22 protein-coding genes are annotated in these 18,573 nt (G+C 54.2%); 10 read left to right on the top strand and 12 right to left on the bottom strand.

All coding sequences use genetic code 11. The annotated features are described in order from the left end of the window. The first annotated feature begins 18 nt into the window (after nucleotides 1-18). Nucleotides 19-1,092, top strand: coding sequence for a phosphotransferase (locus ET33_RS16290; protein WP_036683630.1), 1,074 nt, complete (start codon nucleotides 19-21; stop codon nucleotides 1,090-1,092). A gap of 32 nt (nucleotides 1,093-1,124) precedes the next feature. Here ET33_RS16290 and ET33_RS16295 read toward each other — a convergent pair whose 3' ends face one another. From ET33_RS16295 to ET33_RS16305, 3 genes are all read right to left on the bottom strand, one after another. Further along, nucleotides 1,125-1,757 carry an NAD(P)-dependent oxidoreductase gene (locus ET33_RS16295; RefSeq protein ID WP_036683632.1) on the bottom strand — a complete coding sequence of 211 codons (633 nt, stop codon included), beginning with the start codon at nucleotides 1,755-1,757 and terminating at the stop codon, nucleotides 1,125-1,127. A 55-nt stretch (nucleotides 1,758-1,812) separates the two neighbouring features. Continuing rightward, nucleotides 1,813-2,466, bottom strand: coding sequence for a DsbA family oxidoreductase (locus ET33_RS16300; RefSeq protein WP_036683635.1), 654 nt, complete (start codon nucleotides 2,464-2,466; stop codon nucleotides 1,813-1,815). Between the two features lie 92 nt (nucleotides 2,467-2,558). Beyond that, nucleotides 2,559-2,987, bottom strand: a complete 429-nt coding sequence (locus ET33_RS16305) for an Rrf2 family transcriptional regulator (RefSeq protein WP_036683640.1) — start codon at nucleotides 2,985-2,987, stop codon at nucleotides 2,559-2,561. A gap of 210 nt (nucleotides 2,988-3,197) precedes the next feature. Here ET33_RS16305 and ET33_RS16310 point away from each other — a divergent pair, with 210 nt between their 5' ends. Together ET33_RS16310 and ET33_RS16315 are read left to right on the top strand one after the other, a co-directional pair. Further along, nucleotides 3,198-3,728 (top strand): hypothetical protein, encoded by a 531-nt coding sequence (locus ET33_RS16310; protein WP_036683643.1) that lies wholly within the window; start codon nucleotides 3,198-3,200, stop codon nucleotides 3,726-3,728. Nucleotides 3,729-3,743: 15 nt separating this feature from the next. Next, nucleotides 3,744-4,325: a hypothetical protein gene (locus ET33_RS16315; RefSeq protein WP_036683648.1), complete on the top strand. Its 582-nt coding sequence runs from the start codon at nucleotides 3,744-3,746 to the stop codon at nucleotides 4,323-4,325. A gap of 70 nt (nucleotides 4,326-4,395) precedes the next feature. Here the strand turns inward: ET33_RS16315 and ET33_RS16320 are convergent, their stop codons facing one another. Together ET33_RS16320 and ET33_RS16325 are read right to left on the bottom strand one after the other, a co-directional pair. Further along, complete coding sequence (locus ET33_RS16320) at nucleotides 4,396-5,499, bottom strand: GIY-YIG nuclease family protein (RefSeq protein WP_036683652.1); 1,104 nt, start codon at nucleotides 5,497-5,499, stop codon at nucleotides 4,396-4,398. A gap of 56 nt (nucleotides 5,500-5,555) precedes the next feature. Then, complete coding sequence (locus ET33_RS16325) at nucleotides 5,556-6,464, bottom strand: GNAT family N-acetyltransferase (RefSeq protein ID WP_081890347.1); 909 nt, start codon at nucleotides 6,462-6,464, stop codon at nucleotides 5,556-5,558. A gap of 147 nt (nucleotides 6,465-6,611) precedes the next feature. Here ET33_RS16325 and ET33_RS16330 point away from each other — a divergent pair, with 147 nt between their 5' ends. Then, nucleotides 6,612-7,502 carry a polysaccharide deacetylase family protein gene (locus tag ET33_RS16330; RefSeq protein ID WP_036683656.1) on the top strand — a complete coding sequence of 297 codons (891 nt, stop codon included), beginning with the start codon at nucleotides 6,612-6,614 and terminating at the stop codon, nucleotides 7,500-7,502. On the opposite strand, the gene ET33_RS40265 is transcribed toward ET33_RS16330, so the two are convergent. Further along, a complete protein-coding gene (locus tag ET33_RS40265; RefSeq protein WP_268808321.1) occupies nucleotides 7,499-7,624 on the bottom strand; it encodes a hypothetical protein in 126 nt (41 codons plus the stop codon). The genes ET33_RS16330 and ET33_RS40265 overlap by 4 nt on opposite strands. A gap of 144 nt (nucleotides 7,625-7,768) precedes the next feature. On the opposite strand from ET33_RS40265, the gene ET33_RS16335 reads away from it, so the two are divergent. The 3 genes from ET33_RS16335 (at nucleotide 7,769) to ET33_RS16345 (ending at nucleotide 10,847) form a co-directional block, all read left to right on the top strand. After that, nucleotides 7,769-8,635, top strand: coding sequence for a polysaccharide deacetylase family protein (locus ET33_RS16335; RefSeq protein ID WP_036683660.1), 867 nt, complete (start codon nucleotides 7,769-7,771; stop codon nucleotides 8,633-8,635). 89 nt (nucleotides 8,636-8,724) lie between these two features. Continuing rightward, a complete protein-coding gene (locus tag ET33_RS16340; RefSeq protein ID WP_036683665.1) occupies nucleotides 8,725-9,288 on the top strand; it encodes an RNA polymerase sigma factor in 564 nt (187 codons plus the stop codon). Continuing rightward, nucleotides 9,282-10,847 carry a hypothetical protein gene (locus ET33_RS16345; protein WP_036683667.1) on the top strand — a complete coding sequence of 522 codons (1,566 nt, stop codon included), beginning with the start codon at nucleotides 9,282-9,284 and terminating at the stop codon, nucleotides 10,845-10,847. The genes ET33_RS16340 and ET33_RS16345 overlap by 7 nt, the downstream gene beginning before the upstream one ends. 135 nt (nucleotides 10,848-10,982) lie before the next feature. Here the strand turns inward: ET33_RS16345 and ET33_RS16350 are convergent, their stop codons facing one another. After that, entirely contained in the window at nucleotides 10,983-11,177 is a 195-nt protein-coding gene (locus ET33_RS16350) for a hypothetical protein (RefSeq protein ID WP_036683670.1), read from the bottom strand. 602 nt (nucleotides 11,178-11,779) lie between these two features. On the opposite strand from ET33_RS16350, the gene ET33_RS16355 reads away from it, so the two are divergent. After that, the gene (locus ET33_RS16355; protein ID WP_036683673.1) at nucleotides 11,780-11,998 is read left to right on the top strand and encodes a helix-turn-helix domain-containing protein; all 219 of its coding nucleotides are present in this window, start codon (nucleotides 11,780-11,782) and stop codon (nucleotides 11,996-11,998) included. A 72-nt stretch (nucleotides 11,999-12,070) separates the two neighbouring features. On the opposite strand, the gene ET33_RS16360 is transcribed toward ET33_RS16355, so the two are convergent. Continuing rightward, on the bottom strand, nucleotides 12,071-13,150 hold the full coding sequence (locus tag ET33_RS16360; RefSeq protein ID WP_036683677.1) for a copper amine oxidase N-terminal domain-containing protein: 1,080 nt from the start codon (nucleotides 13,148-13,150) through the stop codon (nucleotides 12,071-12,073). Nucleotides 13,151-13,348: 198 nt separating this feature from the next. Between ET33_RS16360 and ET33_RS16365 the strand changes: the two genes are divergently transcribed. Further along, complete coding sequence (locus ET33_RS16365) at nucleotides 13,349-14,194, top strand: DUF5643 domain-containing protein (RefSeq protein WP_036683681.1); 846 nt, start codon at nucleotides 13,349-13,351, stop codon at nucleotides 14,192-14,194. Nucleotides 14,195-14,241: 47 nt separating this feature from the next. On the opposite strand, the gene ET33_RS16370 is transcribed toward ET33_RS16365, so the two are convergent. Beyond that, on the bottom strand, nucleotides 14,242-14,808 hold the full coding sequence (locus ET33_RS16370; protein WP_036683684.1) for a DJ-1/PfpI family protein: 567 nt from the start codon (nucleotides 14,806-14,808) through the stop codon (nucleotides 14,242-14,244). A 259-nt stretch (nucleotides 14,809-15,067) separates the two neighbouring features. Here ET33_RS16370 and ET33_RS38445 point away from each other — a divergent pair, with 259 nt between their 5' ends. Further along, nucleotides 15,068-15,376, top strand: a complete 309-nt coding sequence (locus ET33_RS38445; protein ID WP_152570651.1) for a hypothetical protein — start codon at nucleotides 15,068-15,070, stop codon at nucleotides 15,374-15,376. A gap of 36 nt (nucleotides 15,377-15,412) precedes the next feature. On the opposite strand, the gene ET33_RS16375 is transcribed toward ET33_RS38445, so the two are convergent. The 3 genes from ET33_RS16375 to ET33_RS16385 all read right to left on the bottom strand — a co-directional run bounded on the left by ET33_RS16375 (nucleotide 15,413) and on the right by ET33_RS16385 (nucleotide 18,565). Continuing rightward, entirely contained in the window at nucleotides 15,413-16,426 is a 1,014-nt protein-coding gene (locus ET33_RS16375) for a FecCD family ABC transporter permease (protein WP_036683687.1), read from the bottom strand. Next, complete coding sequence (locus ET33_RS16380) at nucleotides 16,423-17,472, bottom strand: FecCD family ABC transporter permease (RefSeq protein ID WP_152570652.1); 1,050 nt, start codon at nucleotides 17,470-17,472, stop codon at nucleotides 16,423-16,425. The genes ET33_RS16375 and ET33_RS16380 overlap by 4 nt, the downstream gene beginning before the upstream one ends. Before the next feature lie 67 nt (nucleotides 17,473-17,539). Further along, entirely contained in the window at nucleotides 17,540-18,565 is a 1,026-nt protein-coding gene (locus ET33_RS16385; RefSeq protein WP_036683692.1) for an ABC transporter substrate-binding protein, read from the bottom strand. Nucleotides 18,566-18,573 lie beyond the last annotated feature (8 nt).

Below are 18,573 nucleotides of genomic sequence, written 5' to 3' on the forward strand. Positions count from 1 at the left end.
GAATGGGAGGAAACCCGTGTGGCTCACCGAACTCTCAAAACGAGATATCGTCTCCTGGCCCGCCGTTACGGACTCCAAATCAAGCGAATCATCCCGCGCCATTCGCTTTACAAACGCAATGCCGCTTACCGTGCAATCACCGATCGGGGCGACTTCCTGCTGAAGCCGTTTTGCCGAAGCCGCATCCTTGGCCAGCGTACCCCCAAGCAGCAAATTGAGCGCATTTCCTCACACATCCGCACGCTGCAGGAGGCCGGCTACCCTCACTTGCCGAAGTGGTTGACAACGTCATCCGGCCGTTACTGGACCAGCTATCAAGGCAAACCCTATTATTTGACGGAATGGATTAAAGGCCGGGAGCTTCAAAACGATGTACAAGACTATGACAGCCTTGGAAAAGCATTGGCTGGACTTCACAATGTCTGTCCAACCACCCGTTTGCCTATGTCCCACTTCACGTTAAAGGAAGTCGGCTTCTTGAAGTGGCAGGAGGCATTGTTTCGCCGTCAGCTCGTGCGGTTGGATAGACGGCGAGGCCGATGGTTTCGAAAGCATGGGGCCGAATGCATCGCCTTGGCGGACGAAGCCTGGAGGATCATAAAGGCACCGGAGGTACAGCGGCTGATCTTGATGGAACATGAGCATCCCGCTCTAATTCACAGCGATGTTACTTTTCCGAACGTCATCATCCGGTCCGACGGGCTGTTCCTGATTGATTGGGACCGGGTACGGCTTGGATCGATTTATCTGGAAATTGCCAGAACGCTGCAGAATACCGCACTGTTCGAACCGCCGCGCATGGAAGCGCTGCTGCGCGGATATGAACAATTCAGACCGCTGCTGCCGGAAGAACGTCTGCTGATCAGCGCCTTTTTCCGGCTGCCGGTCGAGGCTTGGTTATCCGCAAACCGCATAGCTTTTGGCCGCAGTCCAAGTGCGAACCACGTGCTGAAAAAAACGTGGCGCCCGCGTTTGAACGCTATCGGCTGGATGGATAATTGGGCCCGGACAACGACAGCGCCAGAAGCATCAGGCCACCATCACCCAGAGGGGGCGGGGATAAACGAAGAAGGCGAACCGGCTGCGATGTGAATCGCTGCGGCTCGCCTTTATTTGGAATCGGATTAATAGCCAACCGTAAACCGTTTACGGGAGAAGCGCGGACGCTCCGCCTCGTCCAGCATAGCAACGGCGTAGTCCTCGACCGAGATGCGGCTGTTCCCTTCGGCATCCGTGACGAGCAGGTTTTCTTCCGTACGGTATTGGCCGGTTTTTTCTCCCGGTTGTATGAATGCGGCAGGGCTCAGGTTCGTCCAATCGAGCTCGGATCGGCGGTAGACCTCCAGCGCATCCCGGTGCGCCAATGCAATTCCCTTCCATTCCGCGGGGAATTCAGGCGTATCGACCAGCTGCACGCCCGGAGCCACTTCCAGACTTCCTGCGCCACCAACGGTCAGCAGACGGCTGACGCCGGCCTTTTTCGCCGCATCAACCAACGCTTGGGCTGCTTGGGCCAGCTTCTCCTCTTGGCCGTGCGCCGGACCGTAAGCGCTGATCACGATATCGTGACCGGCTGCCGCTGCGGCGAGACTATCCGCGTTGAATACGTCTCCTGTTACAGCTTTCAGGTTCTCGCTCTGTTTCGTCACACGAGCCGGATCGCGCACGATGGCCGTCACTTGATGCCCACGGCTCAAGGCTTCCTCCAATATCCGCTGTCCGATCGTTCCCGTTGCTCCAACCAATGCAATTTTCATCGTTAATCCATCCTTTCGTCTTATAAAATGTTAGGGTGATCAAATGTTATCGCGGTTAATCGCATTCTCCATCCACGGAGCATGACAAGCCTTCGGCGGCCTTGCCGGCTTGACCGGCCAGTTCCTCGGCGATCACCTGCTCCAGCGTCTCCCGGTTCGCCACGCCCCGCAGCACCTTATCCCCGATAAAAAACGTAGGTACGGCCGTGATACCCGCTTCCCGGTAAGCATGATTCAGCGCTTGCTGATGAGCTTCCTTGTATTTCCCCGTTTCCAGCGCTTCCCGGTACTCGGCGGCATCCAGTCCGATTTCGCCGGCCAGCTTCGCAAGCACGTCCGGGTCCCCGATATTTTGCTCCTCCTGGAAGAACGCCCGGAACAGCCGGTGGTTGTACTCGTTTCCTTTGCCATGCTCCTTGGCGTATTGATATCCTTCAAACGCAAGGTGGGTGTAAGGATGCGGGGAAAGCCGCGGAAGCTTCATATCAATACCCAGCCGCTGCGCGTAAGGAGCGATGGATTGCTCGAACATCTTCAATTTCGGCGGGTCGTTCCATGGGTCCAGCGGCTCGGTCGGGCTTGGGCGCAGCTCGAAGGGCATCCATTCCACCTCGACGTCCTTGCCCTGTACGGCCTGCTCCAGCGGTCCTTCAGCAAGAAAACAGAAGGGACATACGTAGTCCGAATACACTTGAATTTTGACGGTCATCTTTGAATTCACCTCCTTAATAAGGTCTTCCTAGTCTCTTCTTTCCATTCACATGTAACCACATTAGTTACAGGTTACGCCAAAAAAAAGGGTTACCGGTCACCCCGCACCAAATCGAACACAATCTGGTCCAGCGTAACTTTCGCCAACTCGTCCTCCATGGCCGACTCCGCCCGTCTGAAGACGGTGTCCAGCGTGCCTTGAATATTTTTCCCGACCGGGCATTTCGGATTCGGCTTATCGTGCGCCGCGAACAGCTCCCCCGGCGGATCGTTCTGCACGGCGCGATAAACTTCCAGAAGGCTGATGTCATGGGGTTGTCGGGCTAGCGATGCGCCACCGACGCCGGGACTCGTATGCACCAGCCCGGCTTTGCCGAGCAGTCCGATCACACGGCGGATGACCACCGGGTTCGTGTTGACGCTGCCCGCGATAAATTCCGACGTGTTCCGGCCTTCCTTATTAATATCGAGGAGAGACAAGATGTGAATCGCTACGGCAAAACGACTGCTGATCGACAATTCATATCCTCTCCTCTCTGTCAAAATCCATCACCTGTAACCATTGTAGTTACAATAAATCATTTTGTCAACCCGAAAAAGATACGGAGGCTAGGCCCATCCCCAACAACCCACGCAAATATACCGCATATACTAGAACAACAGGTTTATGGTCTACAGACGGATTAAGCATGTTCGCCTGCAGATAAGGAAGGCGGGAGGCACGAAATTATGCCAAATTACAGCATATTTAATCGTTCGAACGGGCCGCTGTATACCCAGCAGGTCAATACGTTCTCCGCCCCCGGTATCGACTCGTCACCGGAAGGCGGAGCAGCTATGTCGGGCATTTTGTTCTCCGCCAACTTCTCGTCGTCGATCACAGCCGCACAGGATGCTATTTTGCAGGTTTCCAATCCGGCCAACAGCGGCAAAACGATGTACGTCTCGCGCATCGCAGGAAGCTCCTCGATCTCGGGAACAACCGTCAATGTGCTCAAGAACGCAACGGTTGCCGGTTCCGCCGTGACGCCGGTGAACTTGAACTTCGGCAGCACTACGGCATCGGTGATGACCGTACAAAGCTTGGCCGGAACCATGGGCGGGACTCCGGTCACCATCCTGACTTTAATTTTGGCGGCCGGATCGTTCGTCTTGGAGCTTGGCGGGCGAATCGTCGTGCCGCCCGGAAATTCGATTACCGTCAGCGTCGGGGTCGGCGCGGCGACGGCCTCCGCCAACATCAACTGGTGGGAGTACTGATTCGGAGGTGCGGGGATGACGAACTATAATGTTTTCGACTATAAAAACAATCCGGCTTACGTGCAAATGACCAACACCGTCCAAACGCCCGACATTACTGCCCCGCCGGAGACGAGCGCCGGAAGTGCCGGAAGCTTGTTCAGTCTGACCGGCTCCGCTTCGGCTTCGGTCGTGGCGGGTCTGACATCGGCGACGTTCTCGCTTCTGCTGTCCAATCCGTCCAACAGCGGCAAGACCGTATACATCTCCCGGTTGACGGGCAGCATCGGCGGCTCCTCTCTGCTCTCGTCGCTTTCCGGGAGCACGACTTTATTCATGGGCGGGACGTTATCGGGGGCTACGTCCCAGACACCGACCAACAACAATTTTAACAGCACGACGGCGAGCGTCGTCTCCGCTGAATCGTCCACATCGGGCGTAACCGGAGGGACCACCGTTTATTCTTATCAGCTGGCTCCCGGACCATTCGTACAAAATTTTATCGGCGGCATCGTCGTCCCTCCCGGAAGCTCTCTGTCAGCAACGGTCACGTCGTCCAGCTCCGTCGTGGGCCTTACGATTACATCCGCGATCAATTTGGCCTGGTGGGAGGCTTGAGCGAATACAAACAAAGCACCGACCGTTTTGTCCGCGGTCCGTGCTTATTTTATTAGGCCTCGCCGTCCGCTCACGGGTTCTTCCCGTCGCGTCCGATCCGGTATTCGTAGTTGTCCTTGCACAATTGCAGCAAATCGTATTTCAAGCCCCGCTTAGGCGTCGTAATCTTGATCGCCCGGCCTCCCGTTCGCCGCAATACGGCACCCACCGAACGGGGATCGCTCACTTTGTTCACGATGAGCTCGTCCGGCCCCTCGGTTTCCCCATAACGGCTAACCAGAAAACGGTCGCAAGCGACCTCGTCGTAAGCGCGCTCCAGTTCATGCATCTGAAAATCGCGCAGCATGCCCTCCTGCACCTTGGCGATCAGCACCCGATCCTCGCCGAAATACAGCACATCCTGATGGGTCGAGCCTTCCCGGTCGACGATCTGCTTCTCCGGCATTTCCTCCAAAATACGCAGGTGGTGGAGCATGCTGCCCGCTTTCTCGAATTCCAGACGTTCGGCGTATTCGCTCATCTTGGCGCGCATCGCGGCGATCAGGTTCTCCCCTTGGTTCAAAAGCAAACTGGCCGCCTGCCGCGCCGTCTCCCGGTAAGCCTCCTCCGCGATTTTCCCTTCGCATACGCCGCTGCACTTGCCAAGGTGGTAGAGCAGACAGACGCGCTTCGGCAGCTTGTCGCACGTCCTCAGCTTATAATGCTCCGTGACAAAATCGAGCACGGCATCACGGAAGCGGGCGCTCCGGTAAGGGCCGAAGCGGTGCTCCTTTCCTGAAGCCGCAGCCCGGTCTCCACCACTTGCGGTCTGCAGCCTGCGGTCGCGGTAATATTCGGTCAGCCGCGGAAACCGCTCGTCCGTCATTTGCAAATAAGCATATCCGCTGTTATCCCGCTTGAGCGCCCGGTTGTACGGAGGCTTATGGATTTTGATCAAATTGTTCTCCAGCAGCAGACTTTCCGACTCATTGTTGACCAGCACCACTTCAATGGACGCGATGTCCTGCACCATTTGACGAATGCGTCTGCGCTGATCCCGGTTTTGGAAATACGAGCGCAGACGGCTGCGCAAATTTTTGGCTTTGCCGACGTAAAGGATGCGGCCTTCGGCATTTTTCATAATGTAGCAGCCCGGGCGTTCTGGATAATCGCCCGCTTCGAATTGAAATGGCATCGCAAACTTCCCCTTTTTCGCGCGGTTCCGCGCACGGCTTTCCCCGCACGGTTCCTTTAGAGGCTTTTGTCCATTTTAACCTGCTCTACAGCGACCGTAAACCCTCCTGCCGTCAAAACCTCCGCGCAGACAGACGTCTTCGACAAGTTAAACGCACGTTTCCGCAGCGCATCGGCTCCGGCAAATACTTCCGAGCACAAGAGCCGGACGATTCCGCCCGCATCCGTGACGTCCGGGCTCGTTACGCATTGGTACAAAATTGTCGAGACATGCTCACCCGACGCATCGTACACCCGCTTAGCCAGCGCATAACCGACGGGGCAGCCTTCCGAGTCGGATGCGATAACCGTGTACCCGTCCTTCAAGCTCTGCCAGCCCGTCTGCCAAGCCGCGTTTGCGTTGTAGAAAGGAAGCCGCGCCGCTTCATGCGGGCCCGACCAGCGGACCGTATAGTCCTCTCGCGGAAGCTCTCCCGACTGCCAGGCCTCCGACGATTCCAGCAGCACCAATTGATCGGTTACCTCGTAGCCCATTCGCCGGTATAAGGCAATAGCCTTTTCGTTCTGCTTGAACGCTTCAAGCGTCGCCCGTGATACGCCTTCCTCCTGATACAACCGGATGGACGCTTCCAGCAGCTGTCTGGCGACGCCATGCCTGCGGTGCGACACGGCGACGGCTGTTCCCCCGTTCCAGGCCGTTTTGACGCCGTTCGTCGTGCGGATGCCGTTCAGAATGATCCCCACCGGCTCGTCCCCGTCAAACGCGACAAAGGAATGGTCCGCCGACAAGCTTTCGGCCACCATTCGCGCCAAGAACGTATCGACCGTCATGACGATCTGAACATAGTAATCCTCGAACCCTTTGTTCCAAACCTCTATCGCTTGATTCAACGTACATTCGGACAGCCGCTTCACCGTCAGCTCCATTGCCGATTCCCCCATTACGTATGATTTTAGGCGGAACATGACGTTCCCCTCCCTATTCCCTAGATTCTCATACAGATTCCGGAATTGCAAGATGCTGGAATTCCCCTTCCCCTCAAGGGAACAGCAAAACCATTTCCCGCGTCTACTCCATGTGCGCACAACATATCAACACATAGGAGATTACGCATGAAAAGAGTTATTTTAAGTATCGCTATCCTCTTGGGGGTCGTTTCCCTTTTGCTTTTGCTGACCGCACTCAAGCTGTCCGATATCACAACGGCCAGGCAGCCGGAAGCCGAAATTCATTATGAAAATAAAGTGATCGTTCTGGTGTACCATGACGTCCAAGAACCGGATGCGGCTGGCATGCCCCGCCTCTTGACGGTCACGCCACAACAATTCGAAGCTCATCTGAAGGCTCTGAAAGACCACAGCTATCAGGTCATCAGCATGGAAGATTACGTCCGCTTCGCCCGGCAAGGGAAACCGGTTTCCCCGAATGCCGTCGTCCTCACCTTCGATGACGGATACGAATCGTTTTATACCCGTGCCTATCCGATTCTGCAAAAGCACGGCGTTCCCGCATCCAATTTCGTGATCGGAGCGCCGACGGATAAGAGAGATCCCAAAAAGGGACAGTATTTGACATGGAACCAGATGCGCGAACTGATCCAAACGGGGCATGGCATTTACAGCCATACCTACGATTCGCACCGCATGATCGATACAGCGCCGAAAGGCCCGCAGCAGCCGGCCTTGACACATCCCGCCTACCTGGCACAATGGAAACGGTCAGAATCGGCCGAAGAGTTCCGCAAGCGGATTTTCAGCGATTTAACCTTCATGAACGAGCGGCTCCGCACCGAGCTTGGTGACCGTTCAAAGCTGCTCGCTTTTCCGTATGGGGCGTACAATAAAGAAACGCTGCAAGCGGCGGAGGAAGCAGGCATCGAGCTGCTGTTCACCATCCGCGAAGGCATTAATACCGCTTCAGACCGGTTGGTGCACCGGATCGACGCAGGCGAGCCGTATATAACCGCGGACACTTTGATCGCGACGATAAGCAAGTACCACTAAAATAAATGATAACCATCTTTAAAAATAAGGAGGATGTCCGGAAGCCGGCAGTAAAAGTCTTCACTTTGCCGGCGGCCGGCACATTCGCTTTTATTAAAGCTTCCCCGTGTTTTGACCGTCATGACACGTTCCCCCTCTCTGCCCCCCCTCGATCCTCATGCAGCTCCCACAATTTGAAATTATCGGAATTCAAATCATTTGAACCGCCCGCCGCCTTCGTTCGCCTATATCATGTGCGCACACCACGTCAAGCTTAGGAGGCACGCATGAGAAGGCTTATCCCGGGCGTCGCTTTTCTGCTGCTCTTGCTAACCGGAGTCACACTGACCGGACACACGCTGCAGTCGGAGGTCGAAGCCCATTATCAAAATAAAGTTATCGTTCTGCTTTACCACGATGTCCAAGAGCCGGAAGTCGCCGGCTTTCCGCAGCCTTCGACGGTTTCAACCGTCCAGTTCGATGCTCATCTGAAAGCTTTGAAGGACCACGGCTACCAGATCATCGGCATGGAAGACTACGTCCGCTTCGCCCTGCAAGGAAAATCCGTTCCCGCCGACGCCGTCGTCCTCACCTTCGATGACGGGTACGAATCGTTCTATACCCGTGCGTATCCGATTCTGCAAAAGCACGGCGTTCCCGCATCCAACTTTATGATCGGAGCGCTGTCGGATACATATCATCCCGATGCGGAGCCGCATCTGACGTGGGACCAAATGCGGGAGCTGGTACGGGCGGGATACGGCATCTACAGCCATACCTACGACTCGCACCGCATGCTCCATACCGCCCCCGGCGGACAGCCGCAGCCGGCCTTGACCCATCCCGCCTATCTGACCCAGCGGAAGCGGGCCGAGTCGGCCGAGGAGTACCGCAGGCGGATTCGCAGCGACTTGACGTTTATGAACGAACGGCTCCGCGCCGAGCTTGGCAATCATTCGAAGTTGCTTGCTTTTCCGTACGGGGCGTACAATGAAGAGACGCTTCAAGCGGCGGAGGAAGCAGGCATTGGGCTGCTGTTTACGATTAAGGAAGGCATCAACTCCGCTGCGGACCGGCTGGTGTACCGGATCAATGCAGGCGAGCCGTATATGACGGCGGACGCCTTGATCGCGACGATAAGCAAGTATCATTAAAGAAGGAGCAAAATTTTTTTGCGGAATCAATGAACCGGAGCCCCGTTTCGTTCGCCTATAAGGTAGAGGAAGTCAGGAAGGTGACGTAAATGGATCAGGAAAAGCTATATATGAAGCAGTGCAGGAACGGAGATAAAGAAGCTTTTTTCAAGCTGGTCGAACCGTTGTTAGGCCGCGTTTACAGCACGTCGGCCGCGATACTGCGTTCCTCGCATCTGGCGGAGGATGCGGTACAGAATGCGTTGCTCGAAGCGTATCAAGCCATTATGAACGGCAAAAATATTCGCAATTTCAAGAGCTGGTTCAATCATTTGACCGCCTGCCGCGCGCTCGATCTGGCCAGGCAACGTTCGAAATTGGCTAGCCGGACCGGCGATCTGGAGGAGATTGAAGTCCCGGACGAGCAAGCCTCCCCGATCGACGCGCTCATCCACAAGGAAGCGGGCCACGAGCTGCTGGAATCAGTGATGTCGCTGGACATCAATCACCGGACGGTCGTCATTTTGTATTATTACCAGGAGCTGTCGATTGACGAAATCGCCGATGTGCTCAGCGTGAAGAAGGGCACGATCAAATCGCGGCTGCACGCTGCCCGCTTGAAATTGAACGAAAAAATGATGCAACCTAATCCAAAGCAGGTGATGGAATGTTGAAGTCAGTACGCGATAAACAAGTTAAAGAAGAGCTCACCCAATCGCTTCAAGAGCTTCCTGTCCCGGCATCGCTGCTTCAATTCGCCAAGGACGTTCCGGACATGGCAGAATCGCTGCCTGCCATCCCGGCCCGCAGGCCGATCCGGCAGCGCAGCAGGAAGGCACGCTTCACCATTGCCGCCGCCTGTGCCTTGGCCGTAGTCGCTTCGGTCGGCGCCGCGCAGGTTTCCCCGACGTTCGCCGATATGGTGAAAGGCATTCCCGGCTTCTCAGGCGTGTTAAGCTGGCTGGATGAAATGCGGGGCTATGACGGTGTTCGTAATGCGCACTCCTATGGTTATGAACCGGCCGAACCTGTCGTGAAGCAATTCGGCGACGTCACCATCGGTATCAGCGACGTCTATTTGACCGGCGATAAGCTTTTCTACAAAACGTTCGTCAAATCCGACGAGATTAAGAAAAACGCGTTCAAACGAGATAACGGCGGTTGGGATGCGGACTGGAGAAACACAACGGATTATTTGTTCCATATCGTTGACTTTAAAGAAATTAGAGGCGGAGGCAGCGGGGGCATCATTATGTCCGACGATTCAACCAAGGAGCCTATTTATGCCGGAACTCACAGCTTCACCCTGACGCCGCAGCAAGTCCAAGATTTTATGAATAAGAACCCGAAGGAGCTGCGGTTCAGCGTATCCAAGGTTCAACCGGGGCAACAAAACGCAGAGTTCTTGTTCGAGATCAGCGTGCCGTTCGATAAATCGCAATGGCGTGAAGACCTTATTGTTCCGCTTCATCAACAGGTTGAGGTGGCCGGGGACCCGGATCTTCCGTCGTTTGCCTTGGATCAGGTCAAGATTACGCCTACGAATACGCACCTTGATGTGAAGATCCAGCAGGGGTCAAACTATTATTTGGAATTCAGACAGGTTTACGATTATGAGCGTAAATTCGACCCTTATCTTACCGACGATAAGGGGAACAAATACCCGTTACAGGTGGATAGTCCGCAGAAAATGTATGATAGCCTTGCTCGGCCTGGCGATTGGGACGGCAACAAAATGGAGTTCATGTCTTCGCCTTATTTCGACCCGTCCGTGAAGCGGCTAACCTTGCACCTGAACGGCTTCCAGCTTACCGAAAAAACGCCGAGCGCCTCATTTACGCTCTCGCCCGGCGAAAAGCTGCCGAAAACGGTACGCTTTAAGGATAAACAATTTACGATCGTCGGGACCTCTTATAAAAAGGGTTACCTGTGGCTTAAAATCAAGAAGGATCGTCCGGAAGACGTCCGCTTAGGCATCCAGTTCGGCATTCCTCAGGACCACAGGAAAGCATATACAGAGAAAATAGAGAATACACCGGAATTGAAGGAATTGTACGAACCGCGTCCCGGCGTTGCGGTAATCGATGGGGTGGCACGGTCCGAGCGGCCGGAGGATGACTATTTCGAAGCCAGCATTAGAACGCCTGAGCAGGACTCTTACGAAATTACGATGCTGCGTAACTCCAACCCGATCCCGCTAAAAAAAGAGATCACGTTCGAAATTAGAAAGTAGCAGTCTTAATCTTACCGATACTCGGCACCATCATTTTTATTGAGGCTTCCCCGTGTTTTGAACGCGTTCATGTCGGAATCACGCCGGCATGATGCGGTCAAGGCACGGGGTGTTTTTTGGGGGGAATTAGGAGCATTACGGTTCCATAATAATGGCTACCCATGGATGTTGCTCCAGTACCAGCTCTACCTTTTGAATATGGTAAGAGATGCCTTTATACGATACGTTATTGATTTCATTCAAGCCTCGCACAAAACTCCAAATATCGGCGATCCGGCTCTCGTAGGTTTCATCCGGCATGATCCAACGTACGGTAATTTGATTAATCATGTATTTCCCTCCATTTTTCAAAAAAATTCATGATTCATAAACTTTTATTCCAAACAAAAAATTGTCTGTGATATCCAAATCGTTTAAAGTATATTTAACAGTTCATTTTCATGCACAATCATTACTATGATACGTATTGCGCTATAAACATCGGGATATAGCGAGTGATGACCATGTTTGGAGGACGGCTTCGCCTGCTGAGAAGGGCACATAAGCTTACGTAAGAAGCCCATAGGCTTCAAACCGTGAAAAAATCTACCATTTCACAATACGAAAACGGCGTGAATGAGCCGGACTAGCACCTTCCTTAAAATCAGCGAAGTGTTCCAAGCCAGTACGGATTATTTGTTGGGGAAAACGGACATTCCATCATGTCATGGTTCGGACTTTAATTCTACAGATGAAGTGTTTAAGCAACTATCCAAAGACGAAAAAGCGTCCCTGCTTGGAAGCCTAGAAATTTACCGTAAAAGCAAACCGCGCTGGGAAAAAGGCAGCAAGTAATCTGTTGGATGTCAAAAGCTTTTAATATCAGAACATAAAGTTCTAAAACTTATTTTATTGGAACTTTATGTTCCAGTCAAGTGTTTAAGGAGAACCTTATGTCTACCATTGCCGAACGATTAAAAGAACTACGCGAGCAAAATCAGGTCAAACGAGAGGAACTCGCCCAAATCCTCGGGGTTTCCGTTCGTTCAATCAGCCATTATGAGTTGGGCAACAGACGGCCGGATTATGAAGGTCTTCTTGCTCTTGCAGATTATTTCAACGTTAGCTTAGATTATCTCGTTGGCCGCTCCAATGATCCGGAAAGACACTAACGGATGTAAAAAAACCTTGATTCGGGCACAACCAACCGTGACCCAAAACAAGGTTTAATTTATTTTATCCCGTTATTTATTTGTAATAATAACCGTTTGGGACGAAGGCTCCCACTTCACTTCCGCCCCCAGCGCCTCGCCGATGAAACGGACCGGGACCATCGTATGGCCGTTCACGATCTGCGCCGGCACTTCCAGCGTTTTGGCCGAACCGCCGACCGTGACATTTTTATCGCCTATTTTCAAATATACCGTCGTCGTTCCTTTCTTGGCGGTGACGGACTGCTCCTTTTCGTTCCAGTCGATCGTGGCGCCCAGCTTCTCAAAAATCGCCCTTAGCGGCACGAGCGTGCTGCCTTCGACGATAACCGGCGGCTGCTCGAAGCTTTGCGCGGCACCGTCAATGGTTACCTTAATAGCTTCGGTGCCACCTGTAGACGCTTCGAAACTGAAGGTATCGCTGCCGAATACCGGCGTGAAATCAACCGACGTTACGATACTCTCGCTGCCACCGCCACGCGGACCGGTTGTGATTTCTTTTAGCAATATGCCGGTTTCTTTATCGAACCATTGCTCTCTAGCCGGGACGACACCGTTATCCACTCTCTCGATCCCTTGGGCATCCGTAAATTTTCGATTCAATTGCTTGCTTGCGCCCGACAGGTGATAAGCAGTCCGGCCAAGGAGCGTTTCTTCTCCTTTAATAACCGGAGCTTCGTTGTCTTCTAACAGCGCCTTCAGTTCTCGCTTGGATATGTTGGAATAGCTGTACCATTCCATCCCGTTCAGCTTTACTCCGCTTGTTTTCCCTTCCGTGATGAAAACTCCGTCGTCTCCGTTGATGATCGAGGTGCTCATCGTTTTGCCGCTTCCGTCATAGTTGATCTCCGATCGGTACCGGGCATTCGGCGCATCCTGCCATTCCTTGTATGACACAACCTTGCTCGTTCCGTTTTCGAACGTGGACGTCTCCTTCCATTCCAAGTAAAACGGGCTCGGCTTCTTCCCTTCGATTTCCTTGGCGACCTGCTCAAGGGTCAATGCGCCGGTGCCGGCTCCTGCCGGGGCAGCCGTCGCTCCGTAAAGAGGCAGCGCCATGGTAAGCAATGCGAGACCTAGTCCTGCGGACACCCATTTTCGTTTGTTCAACATCATCATATCCTCCATCTTTCCATATATGGGATTGCGGCGGTGCTGAATTTTCGCCCCGAATCGTCGCCGCTTGGGCCGGACGAAAACACCTCCTTATCTTAAGGCGAAGCAAAACCGAATTCGGTTCACCCACGAACCGAGTCGCCCTTCCGTTCGCCTATAAGGTGTACGACCCAAAAAGAGGAGGAGCAAACCACAATGAAAAAAACTACCATTGCCGTATTAAGCGCAGCCGTATTATTAGGAGGACTCGCACCGCTGGCCGTTCGGGCCGATGCAACCGCCGTTTCCGCAAACCAAACCGCCGCAGTGCCGATTGCCACTCAAGATACAAAAACCTTCAATTTGAACCCGGCCATCCAAAAGCAGTACGGCGGGACCACGTTCACGTTGAAGTCGCTGTCGGCCTCTCCGGAGACGACCGAATTTGTCTTGGCCCGCCACGTCCCGGATGGGATTGCAAAAGAAGTCGATGAACAGCTCATGAAAATGAGTTATTTGGTCACGGACGACAACGGATGGATCTACGAATACCAAAAAGCTAATGAGAAAGGACAGGAGCAGCCGGACGGCTCTTTCGTCCCTTACTATACCGAAAATGTGGAGCCTTTGCAGGGTAAGCCCAAGGAACTGACCATTAGACCGTATGTAGGAGGCTGGTACGACGATACAAGCACGATGTTTTCGGATAAAGCAAATGTGACCGCGCCGCTGACCGGTCAATATCCGCTGACGCTCGATCAAGGCAAAATCGGCAGCATGTCGGTAACCGGCGTAGACTTCGGCAAGGATAAAACTATTCTGAAACTGGCGATCACCGGAGAAACGGCATCCGTTCAGAAGACAGGCACTTGGCTGGTACAAAACGGGAAGCAGCTTGATGTGACCCGCACGGAATTGGTTAGCGTAGAGGACGGCGTCTACCAGTACGAGCTGGAATTTCCGGCCGTGGACCGGACAGCGCCGCTTGAGGTGCTGACCAAGCGCATGATGCCTGTGACGTTCCTGAAAGAGCTGGAGATGAAAGTTCAGCTTCCGCAATAACGACAGCAACCCGCGCGGAGTTACGCTCCACGCGGGTTGTTTTTATGCTACAGTCCTTTGCCTACAGGCTGAATCGTTCTCAGCACTTGTGCAGCGACCTTCGGGCCGATCGTGGACGCGATGACCCATTCCGCCAACTGTTGGGCGGCCAGACAGCCGGCAGCGGTCGCGATTCTTCCGTCGCTGACGAAATCTTGGGCGACCACCTTCACGTTCATCTTCTCCAGCATCTTCCTGCGGGTCGGATACGTCGTCGCTTCTTTACCTTCCAGCAACCCGAGCGCCGCCAAAATGAGCGCCCCCGAGCACATCGATCCGATCCACTGCCTATCCGGGGCCAGCTTGAGCTGGGATAGGTACTCCGGATCTTGAATCAGCTCCGGGACCAGTACCCCGCTTGTAAAGAGGACCGCGTCCATCTCTTGCAGCTCGTCGATCGTCCCCATCGTCTGGATCGGCAGCCCGGCATCGGACACGTGCGTATCCTTGGTCCCTACGATCTTCACCTGCCAATCCTCCACGCCCGCAACGGAACGGACACGATTCAACAAGTCCCACGGAAGAAACAAATCCAGATCGGTAAACCGATCAAAAATGACTAAGGCAATTTTCATCTGTAGCTTCCCTTTCATTTGCAAATTAGAAGTAGCGTATTTAGTTATTTCACGCATTCGCAAAAGGTATTTTGTGGTAAAATTTGATTTGCAATCCTCTAAGGAGATCCCTGCTTTTAATTTTTATTCAGGAGGTTTTCCCATGAAAACGGCTATAAAGATAATTTTAAGTATAATCCTAGTTTTATCTATATGTCTGAACTTTTTTTAATTTTCTTTTAATTCCCATTCAATAAAACAAGAAACTATTGATCGTGAATTGAACCGCGCTATCAGCAGGATTTCAGGAGCCTTAGATTCTATAGACAATGGTAACTACAGTGGCTATTTGCTGGCTATCGAGCATGCTTCTAAAGCAAATGCTTTGTCTCAATTTTCATCTTATCCTCCCGAGGCTAACCTAACAGGTATAACAGCTGAATTGATTAATGAATTTAGAAATCTAAATATAAAACAAAAGAAATTAGCAGATAAAGAAGAATTAATGACTCTCTTTCAAAAACTTTCTTCAGACCCGACTAATCGTGAAATATCTGAACGTATCATTAAACTTCTGCAAAAGAATTGAAAACCACGGAACATTTACTTGATCATCAACTATTCCTCATCGCTTCGACTGACGCCAAAGCAAGTAAAGAAAATAAGGACCGCCGACAGCCGAAACGACCAGTCCGGCGGGAATTTCCAACGGCGGCACAAGCCCCCTGCCGAGCGCGTCCGCGACGAGAACGAGCAGCCCGCCGAGGAGAGCCGCCGTGGGGATCAAAATGCGATGACGCCCTCCGACAAGTTGTCTGGCGGCATGCGGCACGATCAGCCCGACGAACCCGATCGTGCCCACCACGGCTACGGCCGAACCGGTCAACGCGACGGCCATCGCCAGCAGAGACGCTCGCAGAAGCTCGACTTTGACGCCGAGTCCAAGAGCTACCGGGTCTCCGAGACGGATCACGTCCAGATGAACGGCAAGCAGCCAGGCGAGCGGTATGAGAAGCAGCATCCAAGGCAGCACTTGCAGCACTTGGTCCCATGACCTGCCCCACAAACTTCCGCTGAGCCAAATAAGCGCCGTGTTCACGTTGGGCGTGGCCCGCAACACCAGCAAGTGAATGCCCGAGGAGCAAAGTGCGCTGACGGCCACCCCCACCAGCGCCAGCCGGACGGGAGCGACGCCTCTGCGATAAGCAAGCAAATACACGGCAAATGCGGCAGCGATACCGCCGCCGAAGGCTGCTGCCATGAGCGCAAAAGGCGCTGACAGCGGAAACAGCAGCGTCACGACGACTGCAGCCAACCCCGCGCCTCCCGTAATGCCGAGCGTATCGGGAGCAGCGAGCGGATTGCGCATGACGCCTTGGGCGATGACGCCCGCGACGGCCAGACCGGCACCGGCCAGCAGCGCTAGCGCAATGCGGGGCAGCCGGTAGTCGAAAATAATCGAAGCCGTGTTCGGGTCGCCTTGGCCGACGAGCGACGCCAGGATCGGCCCGATCCCGAGCTTCGCATCCCCGATGCCGATATTGGCTATGGCGCAAAGCAGGGTCGCGAGCGCCAGCAGGCCGAGGACGCCGGCATTTCGCCGTCTGCCTGCCGCAACCGGAGCATGCTGTCCGTTCATTCGTCGTTCCCCTCCTTGCGTCTGCGGCGGGCCAAATAAATAAAATACGGCGTGCCGATCAGCGCCGTGACGACGCCCACCGGTGTCTCATACGGAAACAGCACGAAGCGGGAGGCGAGGTCCGCAAGCAGCAGCAGCACCGCCCCAAGCAAGGCGGACAGCGGGATCACCGCCCGATAGTCCGCGCCGGTCAAATAACGCACGATATGCGGCACGATCAACCCGACAAAACCGATCGGACCGGCGACGGCTACGGACACGCCAGCCAGCAGGATGACAACGAGCGTGATCAAGCTCCGGGTCTTCCATACGCGCTGGCCCAGCCCGCGGGCCATATCTTCGCCCAAGCTAAGGATGGAAGCGGAGCGTCCGAGCGCGAAGGCGACGGCAAGCGCGGGAATGCCCCACCAGAGGAGCGTTTGGACGTGCTCCCATTTTCTCCCTGATACCGATCCTGCAAGCCAGAACAGTACGCTATCGGTTTTCGTTTCGTTGAAAATAAGCAGTGCCTGCGTCGCCGCCGACAGGATCGCTTGGATGGCTACTCCCGTCAGGGCCAAGTTGACCTCCATATGAGCTCCTTTAAAGGCGGAAGCCATCGCGAAGACGACAACCGCCGCTGCGGCTCCCCCTGCAAAAGCGGCAGCCACCGTATATCCGCCCGTCACAAACGGATACGTGACGGTCACAAAAACGACCGCCGCCGATGCCCCAGCGTTAATCCCAAAGACGCCCGGAGAAGCAAGCGGATTGCGCGTCACGGCTTGCATCAATGCGCCCGCAACCGCTAGATTCGCCCCGGCGAGCGCCGTGACGACCGTGCGGGGAATCCGGATGTTGCGGATAATGCTGTGCATCCGCGACCCGTCCTCGTGAAACAGCGAGGCCAGAACGGACGATATCGGCATCGATGTCGAGCCCACGGCGACGGACAGCAAGAGCGCCACTGTCAGCAGCACAAAACCGGCTGCGGCCACCAGAGCGATCCGGCCCGCGCGCCTGCGGAGCACTTTTGTTTCCGTGAGCGGCTGTACGGAATAAACCACTAGTACCCGACCCCTTCGCTATCGAATCTGCCAAACTTGTCTTAATACCAAGAGTACGAGGCCAAGGTCATTTGGCTGTGAATAGCAGCTTATCTGCCTGGTCGATCATCACATTTGCCCCCTGCACGCTGCGGCGGAGCGACCAAGCATACCTGTCCACTTCGTATACCTGCTTGTTCTTCACTGCCTTGAGGTCCTTCCACAGCGGGTCTTTCTCGATAGGCCGGCCGCCCTGTTTGTCACGCTTGTCGCTCTCGGCGGACATCAGCATGATCGTGTCGGGATCGATCTCAAGAAGCTGCTCTAATGTCAAATTGGCGTTCGTCGAGGTAGACGCATATTTCGAAGCATCCTTCAAGGCATACGTATATCCGAATTGCGTCAGCAGCTGTGAGGTGAAAAATTCCGGACTGCGCACGGCGATTTCGTTGTTCGTATTGCCGATGAGCAGCACGCTCGGCTTCCCTTGCGGCGCCTTGGCCTGCAGCGCTTTTAACTTGGTCTTATGGGCTTCGATCACCTTCTCCATCTCGCTGCGTTTCCCGACAGCCTCGGCGACCGTAAGCGCCGTCTTCAGCGTATCGTCGTAATCGGCGTTCAAGTTTTTCAAGGCGATCGTCGGCGCGATTTTGGACAATTCCGCATACACATTTTTATGCCGGTCCGTGTCCGCGATAATCAGATCGGGCTGCAGCATTTTGATCTTCTCCAGGCTGGGCTGCGCGCGGGTGCCTACCGGGGTGTAGCCCTCGATTTTTTTAAGCACCTCTGCAGCGATTAGATTCGGTTTATTGTCATCGGCGACACCCGTCGGCTTCACGCCAACATCCAGCAGCGCGTCGATGAAGCCCAGCTCCAGCACGACAATCTTCTGCGGGGAGCTGGGAACCGGCGTTTCGCCAAGGTCATGCTTGATAGTTAGAGCGGCAGCGGAGCCTGCGTTTTTCGTCTCGGTTGATGCGGATTTCGTCTCCGTCGAAGCCGGTTTAGCTCCGGCTGCCTTATCTGGCGTTCCTTCCTTGGAGCAGCCGAACAGCAAGGCGCTGATCAAGGCGATAACAGCCAGCAGAAAAAGTGACTTAAGAAGTTTCACGTTATGTA

The organism is Paenibacillus tyrphae, from assembly GCF_000722545.1.
Lineage (GTDB): Bacteria > Bacillota > Bacilli > Paenibacillales > NBRC-103111 > Paenibacillus_G > Paenibacillus_G tyrfis.

Bases quoted from the DNA above. Each gene is read 5' to 3' on its own strand.
- ET33_RS16295 (WP_036683632.1), bottom strand. From the start codon at position 1,757: ATGAAAATTGCATTGGTTGGAGCAACGGGAACGATCGGACAGCGGATA.
- ET33_RS16300 (WP_036683635.1), bottom strand. From the start codon at position 2,466: ATGACCGTCAAAATTCAAGTGTATTCGGACTACGTATGTCCCTTCTGT.
- ET33_RS16310 (WP_036683643.1), top strand. From the start codon at position 3,198: ATGCCAAATTACAGCATATTTAATCGTTCGAACGGGCCGCTGTATACC.
- ET33_RS16315 (WP_036683648.1), top strand. From the start codon at position 3,744: ATGACGAACTATAATGTTTTCGACTATAAAAACAATCCGGCTTACGTG.
- ET33_RS16320 (WP_036683652.1), bottom strand. From the start codon at position 5,499: ATGCCATTTCAATTCGAAGCGGGCGATTATCCAGAACGCCCGGGCTGC.
- ET33_RS16325 (WP_081890347.1), bottom strand. From the start codon at position 6,464: ATGTTCCGCCTAAAATCATACGTAATGGGGGAATCGGCAATGGAGCTG.
- ET33_RS16330 (WP_036683656.1), top strand. From the start codon at position 6,612: ATGAAAAGAGTTATTTTAAGTATCGCTATCCTCTTGGGGGTCGTTTCC.
- ET33_RS40265 (WP_268808321.1), bottom strand. From the start codon at position 7,624: ATGACGGTCAAAACACGGGGAAGCTTTAATAAAAGCGAATGTGCCGGC.
- ET33_RS16335 (WP_036683660.1), top strand. From the start codon at position 7,769: ATGAGAAGGCTTATCCCGGGCGTCGCTTTTCTGCTGCTCTTGCTAACC.
- ET33_RS16340 (WP_036683665.1), top strand. From the start codon at position 8,725: ATGGATCAGGAAAAGCTATATATGAAGCAGTGCAGGAACGGAGATAAA.
- ET33_RS16345 (WP_036683667.1), top strand. From the start codon at position 9,282: ATGTTGAAGTCAGTACGCGATAAACAAGTTAAAGAAGAGCTCACCCAA.
- ET33_RS16350 (WP_036683670.1), bottom strand. From the start codon at position 11,177: ATGATTAATCAAATTACCGTACGTTGGATCATGCCGGATGAAACCTAC.
- ET33_RS16355 (WP_036683673.1), top strand. From the start codon at position 11,780: ATGTCTACCATTGCCGAACGATTAAAAGAACTACGCGAGCAAAATCAG.
- ET33_RS16360 (WP_036683677.1), bottom strand. From the start codon at position 13,150: ATGTTGAACAAACGAAAATGGGTGTCCGCAGGACTAGGTCTCGCATTG.
- ET33_RS16365 (WP_036683681.1), top strand. From the start codon at position 13,349: ATGAAAAAAACTACCATTGCCGTATTAAGCGCAGCCGTATTATTAGGA.
- ET33_RS16370 (WP_036683684.1), bottom strand. From the start codon at position 14,808: ATGAAAATTGCCTTAGTCATTTTTGATCGGTTTACCGATCTGGATTTG.
- ET33_RS16375 (WP_036683687.1), bottom strand. From the start codon at position 16,426: ATGAACGGACAGCATGCTCCGGTTGCGGCAGGCAGACGGCGAAATGCC.